The organism is Peteryoungia aggregata LMG 23059, from assembly GCF_030814435.1.
Classification (GTDB): Bacteria; Pseudomonadota; Alphaproteobacteria; order Rhizobiales; family Rhizobiaceae; genus Allorhizobium; species Allorhizobium aggregatum.
The window spans coordinates 61,429-77,751 of record NZ_JAUSUW010000015.1; the positions used below are offsets into that span (position 1 = coordinate 61,429).

At 61.6% G+C, this 16,323-nt stretch carries 17 protein-coding genes; 9 read left to right on the forward strand and 8 right to left on the reverse strand.

Features of this window, described 5'->3' with window-relative positions:
- Positions 1-9: 9 nt before the first annotated feature.
- Together J2045_RS20255 and J2045_RS20260 are read right to left on the reverse strand one after the other, a co-directional pair.
- Positions 10-1,671, reverse strand: a complete 1,662-nt coding sequence (locus J2045_RS20255) for a Na/Pi cotransporter family protein (RefSeq protein ID WP_307376394.1) — start codon at positions 1,669-1,671, stop codon at positions 10-12.
- A gap of 152 nt (positions 1,672-1,823) precedes the next feature.
- Positions 1,824-2,627 carry a DUF72 domain-containing protein gene (locus J2045_RS20260; protein ID WP_307376398.1) on the reverse strand — a complete coding sequence of 268 codons (804 nt, stop codon included), beginning with the start codon at positions 2,625-2,627 and terminating at the stop codon, positions 1,824-1,826.
- A 66-nt stretch (positions 2,628-2,693) separates the two neighbouring features.
- On the opposite strand from J2045_RS20260, the gene J2045_RS20265 reads away from it, so the two are divergent.
- On the forward strand, positions 2,694-2,972 hold the full coding sequence (locus tag J2045_RS20265) for a type II toxin-antitoxin system Phd/YefM family antitoxin (RefSeq protein WP_307376401.1): 279 nt from the start codon (positions 2,694-2,696) through the stop codon (positions 2,970-2,972).
- On the forward strand, positions 2,969-3,355 hold the full coding sequence (locus tag J2045_RS20270) for a type II toxin-antitoxin system VapC family toxin (RefSeq protein ID WP_307376404.1): 387 nt from the start codon (positions 2,969-2,971) through the stop codon (positions 3,353-3,355). Before J2045_RS20265 ends, J2045_RS20270 begins: the two co-directional genes overlap by 4 nt.
- A gap of 11 nt (positions 3,356-3,366) precedes the next feature.
- On the opposite strand, the gene uvrA is transcribed toward J2045_RS20270, so the two are convergent.
- A complete protein-coding gene (uvrA, locus tag J2045_RS20275) occupies positions 3,367-6,288 on the reverse strand; it encodes an excinuclease ABC subunit UvrA (RefSeq protein ID WP_307376406.1) in 2,922 nt (973 codons plus the stop codon).
- A gap of 269 nt (positions 6,289-6,557) precedes the next feature.
- On the opposite strand from uvrA, the gene J2045_RS20280 reads away from it, so the two are divergent.
- A complete protein-coding gene (locus tag J2045_RS20280; protein ID WP_166599265.1) occupies positions 6,558-7,103 on the forward strand; it encodes a single-stranded DNA-binding protein in 546 nt (181 codons plus the stop codon).
- Between the two features lie 128 nt (positions 7,104-7,231).
- Here the strand turns inward: J2045_RS20280 and J2045_RS20285 are convergent, their stop codons facing one another.
- The gene (locus tag J2045_RS20285) at positions 7,232-7,861 is read right to left on the reverse strand and encodes a MarC family protein (RefSeq protein WP_307376410.1); all 630 of its coding nucleotides are present in this window, start codon (positions 7,859-7,861) and stop codon (positions 7,232-7,234) included.
- Between the two features lie 195 nt (positions 7,862-8,056).
- Between J2045_RS20285 and gyrA the strand changes: the two genes are divergently transcribed.
- Positions 8,057-10,849, forward strand: a complete 2,793-nt coding sequence (gene gyrA, locus J2045_RS20290; RefSeq protein WP_307376413.1) for a DNA gyrase subunit A — start codon at positions 8,057-8,059, stop codon at positions 10,847-10,849.
- A 169-nt stretch (positions 10,850-11,018) separates the two neighbouring features.
- Here the strand turns inward: gyrA and J2045_RS20295 are convergent, their stop codons facing one another.
- The 3 genes from J2045_RS20295 to J2045_RS20305 all read right to left on the reverse strand — a co-directional run bounded on the left by J2045_RS20295 (position 11,019) and on the right by J2045_RS20305 (position 11,611).
- Positions 11,019-11,153, reverse strand: coding sequence for a hypothetical protein (locus tag J2045_RS20295; RefSeq protein ID WP_307376416.1), 135 nt, complete (start codon positions 11,151-11,153; stop codon positions 11,019-11,021).
- Between the two features lie 63 nt (positions 11,154-11,216).
- Positions 11,217-11,369 (reverse strand): hypothetical protein, encoded by a 153-nt coding sequence (locus J2045_RS20300; RefSeq protein ID WP_166599268.1) that lies wholly within the window; start codon positions 11,367-11,369, stop codon positions 11,217-11,219.
- An 83-nt stretch (positions 11,370-11,452) separates the two neighbouring features.
- Positions 11,453-11,611, reverse strand: a complete 159-nt coding sequence (locus J2045_RS20305; RefSeq protein WP_307376419.1) for a hypothetical protein — start codon at positions 11,609-11,611, stop codon at positions 11,453-11,455.
- Between the two features lie 210 nt (positions 11,612-11,821).
- On the opposite strand from J2045_RS20305, the gene coaD reads away from it, so the two are divergent.
- The 5 genes from coaD to tgt all read left to right on the forward strand — a co-directional run bounded on the left by coaD (position 11,822) and on the right by tgt (position 15,782).
- Complete coding sequence (gene coaD, locus J2045_RS20310) at positions 11,822-12,316, forward strand: pantetheine-phosphate adenylyltransferase (RefSeq protein WP_307376422.1); 495 nt, start codon at positions 11,822-11,824, stop codon at positions 12,314-12,316.
- A gap of 26 nt (positions 12,317-12,342) precedes the next feature.
- A complete protein-coding gene (locus tag J2045_RS20315) occupies positions 12,343-12,912 on the forward strand; it encodes a peptidylprolyl isomerase (protein ID WP_307376425.1) in 570 nt (189 codons plus the stop codon).
- A gap of 40 nt (positions 12,913-12,952) precedes the next feature.
- Positions 12,953-13,462, forward strand: a complete 510-nt coding sequence (locus J2045_RS20320; protein ID WP_166599272.1) for a peptidylprolyl isomerase — start codon at positions 12,953-12,955, stop codon at positions 13,460-13,462.
- A gap of 91 nt (positions 13,463-13,553) precedes the next feature.
- Positions 13,554-14,648 (forward strand): tRNA preQ1(34) S-adenosylmethionine ribosyltransferase-isomerase QueA, encoded by a 1,095-nt coding sequence (gene queA / locus J2045_RS20325; RefSeq protein ID WP_307376427.1) that lies wholly within the window; start codon positions 13,554-13,556, stop codon positions 14,646-14,648.
- A 3-nt stretch (positions 14,649-14,651) separates the two neighbouring features.
- On the forward strand, positions 14,652-15,782 hold the full coding sequence (tgt, locus tag J2045_RS20330) for a tRNA guanosine(34) transglycosylase Tgt (RefSeq protein WP_307376430.1): 1,131 nt from the start codon (positions 14,652-14,654) through the stop codon (positions 15,780-15,782).
- Between the two features lie 46 nt (positions 15,783-15,828).
- Here the strand turns inward: tgt and J2045_RS20335 are convergent, their stop codons facing one another.
- A complete protein-coding gene (locus J2045_RS20335) occupies positions 15,829-16,257 on the reverse strand; it encodes a DUF4864 domain-containing protein (protein WP_307376433.1) in 429 nt (142 codons plus the stop codon).
- Between the last annotated feature and the right edge of the window lie 66 nt (positions 16,258-16,323).

Here is a 16,323-nt window from a genome sequence, read left to right on the forward strand (position 1 = left end):
CGGGGTGGGTTAGAGCTCTGCCGGCTGGACGAGGCGGCTGCGACGCAAAAGTCCTTCCCCCTCAAGCAGCGGATAGGCGATCGAGACGAACAGCGAATTGATCTCCTTCAGATCCCGCATGGTGTCGATATGCAGCGAACTGGACTCGAAGCTTGCCGCATTGCCCTGGCGCAGGCGCTGCAGATGGCTCTCCTCGCTTATCTTCACCAGGTTGCGGATCGATTCCTTGCGGGCGACGAGTTGGCGGGCATGTTCGATGTCCCGCGTGACCAGCAGGTTGAAGGCGAGATGGGCATTCTGCACCACCTCGTTATGCATAGCGCAGAGTTCCGCCCAGCCTTCGGCGGAGAAGGCGGCATTGCGTTCCTTCTTCTTGCGGGCGCGGGTCAGCATGTTCTGCGAAATGATATCGGCGGCCTGCTCGATCTTGATTGTTGCACCGAGCAGGTTCTGGCACTGCGCCGCCGAGGTCTGGTCGAGAGCCGTCTCTGAAATGCGGGCAAGATAGAACTTGATGTCGCGATGGATCGTGTCGATCTGGTCGTCGAGCGTTGCGATGCGCTCCATTTTCTTCGGATCCCAGTGCTCGAAGAGATCGAAGATGCCGTTCAGCATGACTTCCGTCTTGTCACAGACCGCCAGCACTTCGCGCGTGGCGTTCGAGATCGCCTGCTGCGGATTGCCGAGATCAAGGACATTCAAGGCGGAGAGCCGGTCGTCATTGGCGGCGCGCTCATCGCTGCGGGCGAGAAGGCGCGCCAGCAGGTTCGCGACGATCCCGGCAAAGGGCAGGCCGAGCACCAGCACGGCACCGTTCATCGCCAAATGCACCATGACCACGGCATCGCCCGGATGGCTCGAAAAGACCGTCGGGCTGACCGTGAATAAGAACTGTGCGGCCAAAGCCACCAGCGTCATCAGTCCCCGGATCACCACATTGCCGAGCGGCACGATCCTGGCATTGGGCTCGGCATTCTTGGTGAGAAGGGCCGCGATGATCGCCGCGCCGAAATTGATGCCCAGCACCAGCGGGATGATCAATGCATCGGGAAGCAGATGTTTGTCGGCGAGCGATGCCACCAGCAGCACGGCGGCGACACTGGAATGGAACGCCCAGGCGAGCAGGGCAGCCAGCACAAAGGCGCTGATCCAGTCGCTTGCGAGATAGTTGAACAGGATCGGCAGGATGCGGCTCTCGCGCAGCGGTTCCGAGGCCTCACCGATCAGCCGGAGCGACAGGAGGAGCAGGCCGAGGCCGAAGAGAATGCGCCCGATCTGCCGCCAGCCGCGCGCTTCCGACGTCCGGAACGCAATCGTGCCGGCCAGCAGCAGCACGGGCACAAGCAGGGACAGATCATAGCGCAGGATGCGGACGACAAACGCCGAGCCGAAATCCGCACCGAGCAGGGTCGCAACACCGATCGCGGGCAGGACATAGCCGGCGGCCGAAAACGACGCGACGATCAGCGCGACCGCCGTCGCACTCTGAAGCGCCACGGCGAACAGGAAGCCGGCAAAGGCGGCCGAGAATCGGTTGCCGACGGCATGCCGGAGCTTGTCCTTCAGCACGCCACCATAGGCGCGCTCGATGCCGGTGCGCACCATGCGGGTCGCCCATAAAAGCAGCGCGACGGCGCCGGCGAGATGAATGAAGACGGCGATGCCCGACATAAAACTGCCCCGAACTTTCAAACTCTGGACGCGCACGTCCGAAGGGGGAAGCATGCGGGTTCAGCGCGCGGACATGGCCGCGACTCTGCGACCGAGCCTAGTCCAGATTCGCCATTGTCACAAATTGATGACTGTCAGGCGCCGCCCCGCTGTCATGCGACCCGCTTTTGTAGCTCCATCGCCCCGCGCGGTGCATTCACCTTTCCACCTGTAATGAAGAAAGCGAAGACATCCCTGGGCTTTGTCTCGGCCGGACTGTCCTTGGCGATCAGTGGCAGATCGTCGGGAACGCCGCCGCTGGCATAGGTTTTCAGCCGTTCGGACCAGCCGCCGATTTCGGCGGGCGGATAGCAGGTCGGCGTCTCGTCCGTGCCCCTCTGCAGCCGGGCATAGACGAAGTCCGCCGTCGGATCGGCAAACATCGGATAATCGTGATGGTCAGCGCAAACGGCTGCCACCCCATGACGGCGCAGCATCTCGATGAATTCCGGCACCTGGAAGGAGGCATGGCGAGGCTCGACCACATGGGTGAGCGGCCGACCATCCAGTGACTTCGGCAACTGTCCGAGAAAGGCCTCGAAATCCTCGGGCTCGAACTTCTTCGTCGCCATGAATTGCCAGAGGATCGGCCCGAGATGTTCCGCGAGTTCTGCGATCCCCTGGTTGACGAACTTTTCGATCGAGGGTCCCGCCTCGGCCAGGACCTTCCTGTTGGTGCAGAACCGGCTGGCTTTGAGCGAAAAGACGAACCCGTCCGGCACGTCCGCCGCCCACTTGGCAAAGGTCGCCGGCTTCTGGCTGGAGTAATAGGTGCCGTTGACCTCGATCGCGGTCAGCTGCCGGCTGGCATACTCAAGCTGGCGCTTCTTGGGCAGATCGGACGGATAGAAACTGTCGTCCCAGGGATCGAAGGTCCATCCTCCGATGCCGGTGCGGATAATGCCGGATTTGGTCATGAGATGCCTCCTATTGAAGTTAGCTAGGCAATTAGCTAATATAAAAATGCAGCCAGGAGCGAAGCGATGACGGTCGTCACCATCCACAAGGCCAAGACGGAGCTCTCCAAGCTCCTCGCCCGCGTCGAAGCCGGTGAGGAAATCGTCATTGCACGCGGCGACGAGCCGATTGCGAAACTGGTTGCCTTAACCTCAGCCGAAAAAAAGAACCCGCCACGCAAGCCCGGTGCCTTGGCGCATTTGCGGGGCAAGCTGCCCTCCCATCTCTTCCTGGAGCCGATGTCTGAGGACGAATTGGAGGCATGGGAGGGCAAGTATTCTTTCCCTGGTGACAACGGCCAGTGAGATATCTTCTCGATACTCACACGCTGGTGTGGTGGTTGACGGATGATGGCCATCTCAGTCATCCAGCACGGGCTGCCCTTGGAGATGGCGACAACGAGGTCATTGTCAGCGCCGTCTCCGCGTTCGAATTGACGACGAAACATCGCCTCGGAAAGTGGCCCGAAGCAGGCCTCATCAGCACTGATTTCGTCAAATACGTCATGGCTGAGCGTTTCACCCTGCTTGCAATTGAAACATCACACGCACTCTACGCCGGACAGTTGGTCGCCGAACACAAAGATCCGTTCGACCGTCTACTGGCCGCCCAGGCCATTCTCGAAGACCTCATCATCGTCAGCACAGACACGGCCTTCGACACCTTCGGCGTTCAACGCCTCTGGTAGGCTACGGCGGATCACTCCGCCGCTTGCACTTTCTTCACCGGACGACGCCCCAAAAGCTCCTTTAGAAACTGCCCTGTATAGGAGGCCTCGACCTTCACCACCTCTTCCGGCGTGCCCTGGGCGACGATCTGCCCGCCGCCATCGCCGCCTTCCGGACCGAAGTCGAGAATGTAATCGGCGGTCTTGATGACCTCGAGATTGTGCTCGATGACCACCACGCTGTTGCCCTGATTGACCAGTTCCTGCAGCATTTCCAGAAGCTTGGCGACATCGTGGAAATGCAGGCCGGTGGTCGGCTCGTCGAGGATGTAGAGCGTGCGGCCGGTCGAGCGCTTCGACAGTTCCTTGGCGAGCTTGACGCGCTGCGCCTCGCCGCCCGACAGCGTGTTCGCCTGCTGACCGACCTTGATATAGCCAAGGCCGACATCGAACAGCGCCTGCAGTTTGTCGCGCACCGCCGGCACCGCCTGGAAGAACTCGACGCCTTCCTCGACCGTCATGTCGAGCACGTCGGCAATCGACTTGCCCTTGAAGGTGACGTCGAGCGTTTCGCGGTTGTAACGCTTACCGTGGCAGACGTCGCAGGTGACATAGACATCCGGCAGGAAGTGCATCTCGATCTTGATCACACCGTCGCCCTGGCAGGCCTCGCAGCGGCCACCCTTGACGTTGAACGAGAAGCGGCCGGCCTGATAACCGCGTGCCTTGGCCTCAGGTAGGCCGGTGAACCAGTCGCGGATCGGCGTGAATGCGCCGGTATAGGTCGCCGGGTTCGAGCGCGGCGTGCGCCCGATCGGCGACTGGTCGATGTCGATGACCTTGTCGATGAATTCGAAACCGTCGATCCGCTCATGCTCGGCCGGGTTTTCGCGGGCGCCCATGACGCGTCGGGCGGCCGCCTTGTAGAGCGTCTCGATCAGGAAGGTTGACTTGCCACCGCCGGACACACCGGTGACTGCCGTGAACACGCCAAGCGGGATCGAGGCCGTGACGTTTTTCAGGTTATTCCCCTTGGCGCCGACCACCTTGATCTGCTGGCCCTTCTTCGGCTTGCGCCGTTGGGCGGGCACACTGACCCCCATCTCGCCCGTCAGGTACTTGCCCGTCAGCGATTTCGGATTGGCCATAATGTCTTGCGGAGAGCCCTGAGCGATCACCTGGCCGCCATGGATGCCGGCCGCCGGGCCGATGTCGACGACATAATCGGCACTCAGGATCGCATCCTCGTCATGCTCGACAACGATCACCGTATTGCCGATGTCGCGCAGATGTTTCAGCGTATCGAGAAGCCGGGCATTGTCGCGCTGATGCAGGCCGATCGACGGCTCATCCAGAACGTAAAGCACGCCCGTCAGCCCCGACCCGATCTGCGACGCCAGACGAATGCGCTGGCTCTCGCCGCCCGACAGCGTGCCGGAATTGCGCGACATCGAGAGATAGTCGAGCCCGACATCGTTGAGGAAGCGCAGGCGCTCGCGAATTTCCTTGAGCACACGGACCGCGATCTCGTTCTGCTTGTCGGTCAGCTTGGCCGGTAGATCCTCGAACCAGGAGCCCGCATTGCGGATCGCCATGTCGGTCACCTGGCCGATATGCAGCCCGTTGATCTTGACGGCTAGCGCCTCAGGCTTCAGGCGGAAGCCTTTGCAGGCAGGGCAGGGGGCGGCGGACATGAAGCGCTCGATCTCCTCGCGCGCCCAGGCGCTGTCGGTCTCCTTCCAGCGCCGTTCAAGGTTCGGCACGATGCCTTCGAAGGTCTTGGTCGTGGTGTAGGAGCGCGCACCATCGGCATAATGGAAGTCGATCTTCTCTTCCGTGCCGTGCAGAATCGCCTTCTGCGCGGCCTCCGAAAGATCCGACCATTTCGATGTCAGCTTGAACCCGAAGGCCTTGCCGAGCGCTTCAAGCGTCTGGTTGTAATAGGGCGAGCTGGACTTGGCCCAGGGCGCGATGGCCCCGTCATTCAGCTTGCGATGCACTTCCGGCACGATCAACGCTTCGTCGATCTTCTGCTGACTGCCGAGACCGTCGCAAGTCGGGCAGGCGCCGAAGGGGTTGTTGAAGGAGAAGAGGCGAGGCTCGATCTCCGGAATGGTGAAGCCAGAGACCGGGCAGGCGAATTTCTCCGAGAACAGCACGCGCTCATGCGTCTCGTTCAGCGACTTGTTGGCCGAACCGCCGGCCGAGGTCTCTTCCGGCGGCAACGGACGGTCCGCATATTCGGCGACCGCCAGGCCGTCAGCGAGCCTCAGGCAGGTCTCCAGACTGTCGGCCAGACGGCTTGCGATGTCCGGCCTGACCACCACGCGGTCAACGACCACATCGATGTCATGCTTGTACTTCTTGTCGAGCGTCGGGGCCTCGGCGATTTCGTAGAACTGACCGTCGATCTTGACGCGCTGAAACCCCTTCTTCATCAGCTCGGCGAGTTCCTTTTTATACTCGCCCTTGCGACCCCGGATCATTGGCGCAAGGATATAGAGGCGCGTGCCTTCCTCCAGCGCCAGGATCCGGTCGACCATCTGGCTCACCGTCTGGCTCTCGATCGGCAGGCCCGTCGCCGGCGAATAGGGCACGCCGACACGCGCAAACAAGAGACGCATATAGTCGTAGATCTCGGTGACCGTGCCAACCGTCGAACGCGGATTGCGCGATGTCGTCTTCTGCTCGATCGAGATCGCCGGCGACAGACCCTCGATCTGGTCGACGTCGGGCTTCTGCATCATTTCCAGGAACTGCCGCGCATAGGCCGACAGGCTCTCGACGTATCGCCGCTGGCCTTCGGCATAGATCGTATCGAAGGCAAGCGACGACTTTCCGGAGCCGGACAGCCCCGTCATGACGATCAGGCTGTTGCGCGGCAAATCGAGGTCGATGCCCTTCAGATTGTGCTCGCGCGCGCCACGGATGGAAATGGTCTTGAGTTCGCTCATGTCAGGCTCTGATCGGCAAAGGGAAGGGGGACTGTCCTTGGGAGAACTGTCCTTATGTAGTCAACGATGCCCCCGAGTCGAGGCACAAGGCACAACCGCTGTGGAATTTCGATTCTGTTGACAGGATCATAGAGAAATACTAGAACAAATAAAGAACATTTTCGCTGTGGATTTAAACCCACCACTGCCCAATCGCTGCCGCGGATGGGATAAGGTGGCATTTGATTGGATTTTGAACGCCGCGGCGGCGCGGCAGTAAGGTGAGTGTCATGGCTGGTAGCGTCAACAAGGTCATTCTGATCGGCAATCTCGGGGCCGATCCCGAAATCCGCCGCACACAGGACGGTCGTCCGATCGCAAACCTGCGCATCGCGACGTCGGAAAGCTGGCGCGACAAGAACAGCGGCGAGCGCAAGGAAAAGACCGAATGGCATTCGGTCGTCATCTTCAACGAGGGCCTCTGCAAGGTCGCGGAACAGTATCTGAAGAAGGGTTCGACCGTTTACGTCGAAGGCCAGTTGCAGACCCGCAAATGGCAGGACCAGACCGGCGCCGACCGTTACTCGACGGAAGTCGTTCTGCAGGGCTTCAACGGCAACCTGACCATGCTCGGCGGTCGTGGTGATGGCGCTGGAGGCGCGCGCGGCGGCAACGACTTCGGCGGCGCCGACTACGGTGGCGGTGGCGGCGGTTACGACGGCGGCTATGGAGCTCCGGCTCCCTCGCGCGGCGGCTCCTCCGGTGGCGCAAGCCGTGGCGGCAGCGCACCCTCGGGCGGCTTCTCGCGCGATCTCGACGACGACATTCCGTTCTGAGAGCCGTCTCGGCAAGATGTGTTCATGGGGGCCTCGGCCCCCATTTTCGTTTGGCGGTTCGGGCGCGCGAAGCCGCCGCTTCCGAAATTAGCTGATTGCCAAAATGCCTTCCCGCGCGGCACGCGTCCTCAACCGGCAAAGGCCGACTTGACACCATCCACCACGAACTGCACCGAAAGCGCCGCGAGGAGGACGCCGAGCAGACGGGTCAGAAGGGCGCGGCCCGTGACCCCGAGGAAACGGTTCAGGCGTTCGGCGAGATAGAGCGAGACGAAGACCAGGCCCAAGACCACGGCGATGACGCCAATCAGTTGCAGCTTGCCCACCCAGCCTTCCATCGTGCCCGAGATCAGCACGGTCGCCGAGATCGCGCCGGGGCCTGATATCAGGGGGATGGCGAGCGGGAAGACCGCGAGGTTGTGGATGTGATCCTTGGTGATCGCGTCGCCCGTCGTCTTTTCCTTACGCTCGTTGCGCTTCTCGAAGATCATCTCGAAGGCGATGGCAAACAGCATCAGGCCACCGGCGATCCGGAACGCGCCCATGGAGATGCCGAGCGCGCCGAGGATGCTTGCCCCGAACAGGGCGAACACAGTCAGGATGGCGAAGCCCATGACAGAGCCGCGAATGGCGACCTGCTGGCGCTGCGCCCGCGTCATGCCCTGGGTGAGCCCCAGGAAAAGCGGCGCCAGACCTGGCGGGTCGACAGTGACCAGCAGGGTCGTCAAAGCGCTGATCATCGTTTCGGTCATGGCCATGGGGTCTCTCTCTCCTGTGCAAGCGCCCATAAAGCCGAACCCATGGTGGCCTTGCAAGGCTGGGGCCCAAGATATTGAGGATAATGCCTTTCCTGCGCCGTAAAAGCCTGTTTATAACCAGCCTCGAAATTGGCGCTTCCGCGCCTGTTCCGCTATAAATTCCGCAGTGATTCCGAACAGAGATCGTGACCTGATTTGACTGAGCAAAGCACTCCCGGCGGCGGCAAGTTCCCGTCCGACATCGAGCCGATTTCCATCATCGAGGAAATGCAGCGGTCGTATCTCGATTACGCGATGAGCGTCATCGTCAGCCGTGCGCTGCCCGACGTGCGCGACGGCCTGAAGCCTGTCCATCGCCGCATCCTCTACGGCATGAACGAGCTGGGTCTCGACTGGAACAAGAAATACGTCAAGAGCGCCCGCGTTACCGGTGACGTGATGGGTAAGTACCATCCGCATGGTGATGCCGCGATCTATGATGCGCTGGCCCGCATGGCGCAGGATTGGTCGCTGCGCATGCCGCTGATCGACGGCCAGGGCAATTTCGGCTCCGTCGACGGCGACCCACCGGCGGCCCAGCGCTACACGGAATGCCGCCTGGAGAAGGTTGCCCACGCGCTGCTCGACGATCTCGACAAGGAGACCGTCGACTTCCGCGACAACTATGACGGCACCATGTCCGAGCCGGTCGTGGTCCCGGCCAAGTTTCCCAACCTGCTGGTCAACGGCGCCGGCGGCATCGCCGTCGGTATGGCGACCAACATCCCGCCGCACAACCTGACCGAAGTGCTCGACGGCTGTACGGCGCTCATCGACAATCCGTCGATCGAACTGCCGGAACTGATGCAGATCATTCCCGGTCCCGACTTCCCGACCGGTGCCATGATCCTCGGCCGCTCCGGCATCAGGTCGGCCTATGAGACGGGCCGCGGCTCCGTCGTCATGCGCGGCGTTGCCCGGGTCGAACCGATGCGCGGCGATCGCGAACAGATCATCATCACCGAGATTCCCTACCAGGTGAACAAATCGACGATGATCGAGAAGATGGCCGAGCTGGTGCGCGAGAAGCGCATCGAGGGCATTTCCGACCTGCGTGACGAGTCCGACCGCGAAGGCTACCGCGTTGTCATCGAGCTGAAGCGCGATGCAGTCGCCGATGTCGTGCTCAACCAGCTTTATCGCTATACCCCGCTGCAAACCTCCTTCGGCTGCAACATGGTGGCGCTGAACGGCGGCAAGCCGGAACAGCTGACGCTGCTCGACATGTTGCGCGCCTTCGTCGCCTTCCGCGAGGATGTCGTCAGCCGCCGCACCAAATATCTGCTGCGCAAGGCGCGCGATCGCGCCCATGTCCTCGTTGGCCTCGCAATCGCGGTCGCCAATATCGACGAAGTGATCGCGCTGATCCGCAAGGCTCCCGATCCGGCGACCGCACGCGAACAGCTGATGACCCGCCGCTGGCCGGCCCATGACGTCGAGTCGTTGATCCGCCTGATCGACGATCCGCGCCACCGGATCAACGAAGACCTGACCTACAACCTGTCGGAAGAGCAGGCCCGCGCGATTCTCGAGCTGCGTCTTGCCCGCCTGACGGCTCTCGGTCGCGACGAAATTGACGAGGAACTGAACAAGATCGGCACTGAAATTGCCGATTATCTCGACATCCTGTCGTCGCGCGTCCGCATCCAGCAGATCGTCAAGGACGAATTCACCGCGATCCGCGATGAATTCGGCACGCCGCGTCGCACCCAGATCGTCGAGGGCGGCCCCGACATGGACGACGAGGACCTGATCGCCCGCGAAGACATGGTCGTGACCGTATCGCATGCCGGCTATATCAAGCGCGTGCCGCTGACGACCTACCGTGCCCAGCGACGTGGCGGCAAGGGCCGCTCCGGCATGGCGATGAAGGACGAGGATTTCGCAACCCGGCTCTTCGTTGCAAACACCCATACGCCGGTGCTGTTCTTCTCCTCGCGCGGGATCGTGTACAAGGAGAAGGTCTGGCGCCTGCCGATCGGCACGCCGACTTCGCGCGGCAAGGCCATGATCAACATGTTCCCGCTGGAACCCGGCGAGCGCATCACCTCGATCATGCCGCTTCCCGAGGACGAGACGAGCTGGCAGAACCTCGACGTCATGTTCTCGACGACGCGCGGCACGGTTCGCCGCAACAAGCTCTCGGATTTCATTCAGGTCAACCGCAACGGCAAGATCGCGATGAAGCTGGAGGAAGAGGGTGACGAAATCCTCGGCGTCGAAACCTGCACCGAGCATGACGACGTGCTGCTGACGACGGCACTTGGCCAGGCGATCCGTTTCCCCGTTGACGAAGTGCGCGTCTTTGCCGGCCGCAACTCGATCGGCGTGCGCGGCCTGACACTGGCCGACAGCGACCGCCTGATTTCGATGACCATCCTTGCCCATGTCGATGCCGAACCGTGGGAGCGTGCGGCCTATCTCAAGCGCTCGGCTGCTGAGCGTCGCGCCATGGGTGTCGATGAGGACGATATCGCTCTGGTCGGCGAGGAGGTCGGCACTGAGGGTGAGATGTCCGAGGAGCGTTATCAGGAGCTCAAGGCCCGTGAGCAGTTCGTGCTCACCGTCTCTGAAAAGGGTTACGGCAAGCGTTCCTCGTCCTACGACTTCCGCACCTCCGGCCGCGGCGGCAAGGGCATCCGTGCCACCGACACGTCGAAGACCACGGAAATTGGCGAACTTGTCGCTGCCTTCCCGGTCGAGGTCACGGACCAGCTGATGCTGGTGTCCGATGGTGGTCAGCTGATCCGCGTGCCGGTCAACGGCATCCGTATCGCAAGCCGTGCGACGAAGGGCGTGACCATCTTCTCCACCGCCAAGGATGAAAAGGTCGTCTCGGTTGAGCGCATCACAGAGCCGGAAGGCGAGGATGAGGTGACGGAGGCCGGAGAAGGCGAGGCGACTGCGGCCGCAGCGTCGGAGGCCGGTGGCGAAGCACCGACGGAATAAGTGAGAGCCGGCCCGCAGGGGCCGGTTTTCAGATAGATGGATGAACAAACGAAAAGCCCGCCGGACTTGTGATCCGAGCGGGCTTCTTGCTGGAGGTCTGCATCAAGCTTGATGCGGTCTTGTTGGGCCGGCGTGTGGATCCGCCGACTGTGACCGCTTGGGATCGGTCTCAGAAGGCCTTGCGGCGCTCCATCATGGCCCGGAAATCATCGTTTTCGCGCTTGAGCGCCGTGATCGTGGAAGCGACCGAGGCGACAAACATGCCGCTGATCAGAGTGGCCAGAACCGTCAGTGTAAGAAACATGGTCTATCCTTTCTCTTGTTCAGCGTGATGTTGCGTTTTTAGCGGAGAAGATTTGAAATCCGATTAATGACCGAAGCTGTGATAGCGGGCCGTCATCGGAGGGCCGTAGAAAGCAGCGTCACCACTGCCCTTGACGTAGAAGGTTGCGGAGGTGGCAACCATGGCAGTCATCATCATCATCCATACGAGGTTGATCAGGGTAACCTTGTCATGCATTGCTTTAGTCCTTTGAATGCTGGCATTCGCTGCCGTAAAATGCTTGCGTGCGAAAATAGTTCCCGCACAGTGTAGGAAGATGTTTACCAAGCCCCGCCTGAAGTCCTCTTGAACGCGCCGTTCATCTGGCGTTCATCTTCGCAATCGAATTGAGACGCCTCGATCTGGTCCCGCACGACCATCAGCCCGAGTTCGACGAGCAGCGAGGCAGCGATGGCAGCGGCGATGAGGAGAACCAGCATGGGAACGACTTTCCGGTGGGACAGGTTGGGTTGACGATGCCGTTTTATGAAACCGCGCCTGAAGCGCCCTTGAATGGGCCGTTCATCTGTTGTTCAGCGCTTGAAATTGGCGGGGAGCGAGCTGAAACGTGACTTGCGCCAACGCCCTGGACGCTTGCGATATCCGGCCTTCCGTGACAAAAGGCGGGCGAAACCAAAGAACGGGCTCTCATGGCGACCGCTTTTTATCCTGGCTCCTTCGATCCGATGACCAACGGTCATCTCGACGTGCTCGTGCAGGCGATGAATCTGGTCGACCGGTTGGTCGTGGCGATCGGCACGCATCCCGGCAAGACGCCATTGTTCACCTACGACGAACGGGCGGATCTCATCCGCGCATCACTCGTTTCGGTTCTGCCGGGACGGGTTGAGGATCTTGAGGTCGTTTCCTTCGCCGATCTCGCTGTCGATGCCGCGCGCCGGCATGGGGCCCGCATCATGGTGCGTGGCCTGCGTGACGGCACCGACTTCGACTATGAAATGCAGATGGCCGGCATGAATGCCCGCATGGCGCCGGATCTGCAGACCGTCTTCCTGCCGGCTGCGACCGCCTCGCGGCCCATAACGGCCACATTGGTCCGCCAGATCGCTGCCATGGGCGGCGACGTGAGCGCCTTCGTGCCGGCCCCGGTGCTGGCCGCCCTGAATTCCAAATACGGCCGCTGAGCCGCAATATCCAAACGGGAGTGACCATGAAGCTCGTCCAATTCGCAACCGCATTCCTCCTGGCCCTGGCCAGCTTCGGTTCTGCGCAGGCCCAGTCCAACGAGGATTTCCTGACCATCCAGCTGAAGGATGGCCCGGTCGTCATCCAGTTGATGCCTGAGGTCGCGCCCAAGCACGTCGCCCAGATCAAGGAACTCGCTTCCAAGGGTGAATACGACAACGTCGCCTTCCACCGTGTCATCGAAGGCTTCATGGCGCAGACCGGCGACGTCCAGTTCGGCGACATGGAGAACGGCTTCGAGCCGGGTCGTGCCGGTACCGGCGGTTCCAGCCTCCCGGATATCCCGGCCGAATTCTCGAACGTGCCCTGCGAGCGCGGCACCGTCGGCATGGCCCGCAGCCAGGATCCGAACTCCGCCAATTCGCAGTTTTTCATCATGTTCGCCGAAGGCGGCTTCCTGAACGGCCAGTATACGGTCGTCGGCAAGGTCGTGGCCGGCATGGAATATGTCGACAAGATCAAGCGTGGCGAAGGCGGCAACGGCGAAGTCACCGATCCCGACCGCATGGTCAAGGTCACGGTCGGTCGCAACTGATACACCAAGGGCCCAACGCCCCAATTCAAGGAGAAAACCCATGGCCGAGATCAAGGATCCGGAAAACACCATCCTGATGGAAACCACCAAGGGCAAGGTCGTCATTGCGCTCTTCCCGGATCTGGCCCCTGGCCATGTCGCCCGCATCAAGGAACTGTCGCGCGAAGGCGCCTATGACGGCGTTGTCTTCCACCGCGTCATCCCCGACTTCATGGCCCAGACCGGTGACGTGAAGTTCGGCAAGAAGGGCGGCGACAGCTTCAACCCGGGTCGCGCTGGCATGGGCGGCTCGGAAAAGCCGGATCTGAAGGCTGAATTCTCGGCCACCCCGCATGTTCGCGGCACCTGCTCGATGGCCCGCTCGCAGAGCCCGAACTCGGCCAATTCGCAGTTTTTCATCTGCTTCACCGATGCCCCGTGGCTCAACAAGCAGTATTCCGTCTGGGGCCAGGTCATCGAAGGCATGGACATCATCGACCAGATCAAGAAGGGCGAGCCTGTCAGCGACCCCGATTCGATCCTGTCGATGAAGGTTGCAGCCGACGCCTGATCGGCTTCATCCTGAGAAGCCCGCCTCGGTGCGCTGCACCCGGGCGGGTTTTCGCGTTTAATCCCCATTGCCCGAAACAGATCTGATTGCGATGCGTGTAGACCTCTTCGACTTCGACCTGCCGGACGAAAACATTGCGCTAAGGCCTGCGAGCCCGCGCGATCACGCCCGCTTCCTGGTTGTCCGCCCGGACCAGACGCCAGTGCTCGAGGACCACCATGTCTACGATCTCCCGTCGTTCCTGCGACCCGGCGACGCGCTGGTCTTCAACGACACCAAGGTGATCCCGGCCCAGCTTGAAGGGATCCGCCATCGGGAAGGCGCCGAAGAGATCGCGGTCTCCTGCACGCTGCACATGCGCGTCGCAGCCAACCGCTGGAAGGCCTTTGCCAAGCCCGGCAAACGCATCAAGCCGGGCGACCGGATCGATTTTGGTATGGGGCAGGGCGATAACGCCGCCTGCCTCATGGGTTCGCTTATTGCGACCGTTGCGGAAAAAGGCGAGGCTGGCGAAATCGATCTTGCTTTCGATCTGACCGGCCCTGATCTGGATCAGGCGATCGCCACCGTTGGCCACATCCCGCTTCCGCCCTATATCGCAGCCAAGCGACCGGAAGACGAAAAGGATCGCGCCGACTACCAGACGATCTACGCCCGGGAGGAGGGCGCCGTTGCGGCACCGACCGCCGGCCTGCATTTCACGCCCGATCTCTTCGCAAAACTCGATGCCGCCGGTGTCGAGCGCCATTTCGTCACCCTGCATGTCGGCGCCGGCACCTTCCTGCCGGTCAAGGCGGATGATACCGCCGAGCACAAGATGCACGAGGAGATCGGCTACATCTCACCCGCGACGGCCACCGCTCTCAACGCGGTGCGTGCCCGGGGCAACCGGATCATCGCCGTCGGCACCACCTCGCTGCGCCTGCTCGAAAGTGCAGCAGAGGACAATGGCCACATTCCCGCCTGGTCGGGAGCGACCGGCATCTTCATCACGCCCGGCTATCGCTTCAAGGCGGTCGACATGCTGATGACCAATTTCCACCTGCCCAAATCCACGCTCTTCATGCTGGTATCCGCCTTTTCCGGTCTCGATACGATGCGTGCGGCCTATGCCCATGCCATCGAGACCGGTTACCGCTTCTATTCCTACGGCGATTCCAGCCTGCTCTTCCGGAAAGACGACTAACCGATGACCGAGAATTTTACGTTCAATCTGAAGGCCACCAGCGGCAAGGCTCGCCTTGGCGAGATCACCATGCCGCGCGGTACGATCCGCACCCCGGCCTTCATGCCCGTCGGCACCGTCGGCACGGTCAAGGCCATGTATCTCGACCAAGTCCAGGACGGTGGCGCCGACATCATCCTCGGCAATACCTACCACCTGATGCTGCGCCCCGGCCCGGAACGCGTTGCACGCCTCGGCGGTCTGCATGAGCTCATCCGCTGGCCAGGTCCGATCCTCACCGATAGCGGCGGCTTCCAGGTCATGTCGCTCTCCGGTCTGCGCAAGCTCGACGAGCAGGGCGTGACCTTCAAGAGCCATGTCGATGGCTCTCTGCACCACATGTCGCCGGAACGCTCGATCGAGATCCAGGGTCTGCTCGACAGTGACATCCAGATGCAGCTTGACGAATGCGTGGCGCTGCCGAATGAGCCGCGCGAAATCGAACGCGCCATGGAACTGTCGCTGCGCTGGGCCGAACGTTGCCGCGTCGCCTTCGGCAACCAACCGGGCAAGGCCATGTTCGGCATCGTCCAGGGTGGCGACCAGCCGGCGCTGCGTATCCGCTCGGCAGAGGGCCTGAAGCAACTCGACCTCAAGGGTTATTCCATCGGCGGTCTTGCAGTCGGCGAACCCCAGGCCGTCATGCTCGACATGCTGCGCATCACGCTGCCGGTGCTGCCCACCGAAAAGCCGCGTTACCTGATGGGTGTGGGCACGCCTGACGATATGCTGAAATCGGTCGCAGAAGGCATCGACATGTTCGACTGCGTCATGCCGACCCGTTCCGGCCGCCACGGCCTCGCCTTCACCCGCCGCGGCAAGGTCAACATCCGCAATGCCCGCCATGCCGAAGACATGCGCCCGCTGGACGAGCAGTCGTCCTGCCCGGCGACCCGCGATTACTCGCGCGCCTATCTGCACCACCTCGTGCGCTCCAACGAAGCGCTCGGCGGCATGCTCTTGTCGTGGAACAATCTCAGCTACTATCAGGAGCTGATGCAGGGTATCCGCCAGGCGATCGCCGAGGACCGCTTCGAGGACTTCAAGGCCGCGACCATCGAGATGTGGGCGCGCGGCGACATCGATCCGGTCTGATGAGAACAGCAGCGGGCAGGGCGTGAGACACGTCCTGCCCTCGAGATCAGATGCCCTGGCTGTTGGTCTCGCGCATCATGCGCACGCCATTGATGGCAAACTGCCCGTCCCGCTGCCGCTTCAGCTCGTAATAGACCGCCCAATCCTTGCCGTCAGGCGCCGAGATCAGCACTTCCTGATAGGCGACGGTCCCGTCGGGTGAGACCTGATTGCGGCCAAAGGCATAATTTCCGGGCCTGTAGACCGGAGCATAGCTCTTCTTCACCATCTCGAAGAAGCGTTCGGCATTGGGAAAGACCGACTTGATCTCCGGCGAGGCGAAAGAATAGGCGGTCATCGCATCATTGTTGAGGAAGGCGGTGATCTGTTGCTCGATCACTTGCCGGGCATGCATCGCCGGGTCCCGCTCCTCGGCATGGGCAGACGCGGAAAACACAGTAGAAATCGCCAGGGCGACCGCGAACAGCAAGCGCATCATCATTCCCCTCGTTTTTCAGCATTTCGTAAAACGAGGATAGGGCGATTCGTGACGATGAAAAGA

Bases quoted from the DNA above. Each gene is read 5' to 3' on its own strand.
- J2045_RS20260 (WP_307376398.1), bottom strand. From the start codon at position 2,627: ATGACCAAATCCGGCATTATCCGCACCGGCATCGGAGGATGGACCTTC.
- tgt (WP_307376430.1), top strand. From the start codon at position 14,652: ATGACCGAGAATTTTACGTTCAATCTGAAGGCCACCAGCGGCAAGGCT.
- J2045_RS20320 (WP_166599272.1), top strand. From the start codon at position 12,953: ATGGCCGAGATCAAGGATCCGGAAAACACCATCCTGATGGAAACCACC.
- uvrA (WP_307376406.1), bottom strand. From the start codon at position 6,288: ATGAGCGAACTCAAGACCATTTCCATCCGTGGCGCGCGCGAGCACAAT.
- J2045_RS20300 (WP_166599268.1), bottom strand. From the start codon at position 11,369: ATGCATGACAAGGTTACCCTGATCAACCTCGTATGGATGATGATGATG.
- J2045_RS20305 (WP_307376419.1), bottom strand. From the start codon at position 11,611: ATGCTGGTTCTCCTCATCGCCGCTGCCATCGCTGCCTCGCTGCTCGTC.
- coaD (WP_307376422.1), top strand. From the start codon at position 11,822: ATGGCGACCGCTTTTTATCCTGGCTCCTTCGATCCGATGACCAACGGT.
- J2045_RS20285 (WP_307376410.1), bottom strand. From the start codon at position 7,861: ATGGCCATGACCGAAACGATGATCAGCGCTTTGACGACCCTGCTGGTC.
- J2045_RS20295 (WP_307376416.1), bottom strand. From the start codon at position 11,153: ATGTTTCTTACACTGACGGTTCTGGCCACTCTGATCAGCGGCATGTTT.
- J2045_RS20255 (WP_307376394.1), bottom strand. From the start codon at position 1,671: ATGTCGGGCATCGCCGTCTTCATTCATCTCGCCGGCGCCGTCGCGCTG.
- J2045_RS20280 (WP_166599265.1), top strand. From the start codon at position 6,558: ATGGCTGGTAGCGTCAACAAGGTCATTCTGATCGGCAATCTCGGGGCC.
- J2045_RS20335 (WP_307376433.1), bottom strand. From the start codon at position 16,257: ATGCGCTTGCTGTTCGCGGTCGCCCTGGCGATTTCTACTGTGTTTTCC.
- J2045_RS20265 (WP_307376401.1), top strand. From the start codon at position 2,694: ATGACGGTCGTCACCATCCACAAGGCCAAGACGGAGCTCTCCAAGCTC.
- J2045_RS20315 (WP_307376425.1), top strand. From the start codon at position 12,343: ATGAAGCTCGTCCAATTCGCAACCGCATTCCTCCTGGCCCTGGCCAGC.
- queA (WP_307376427.1), top strand. From the start codon at position 13,554: ATGCGTGTAGACCTCTTCGACTTCGACCTGCCGGACGAAAACATTGCG.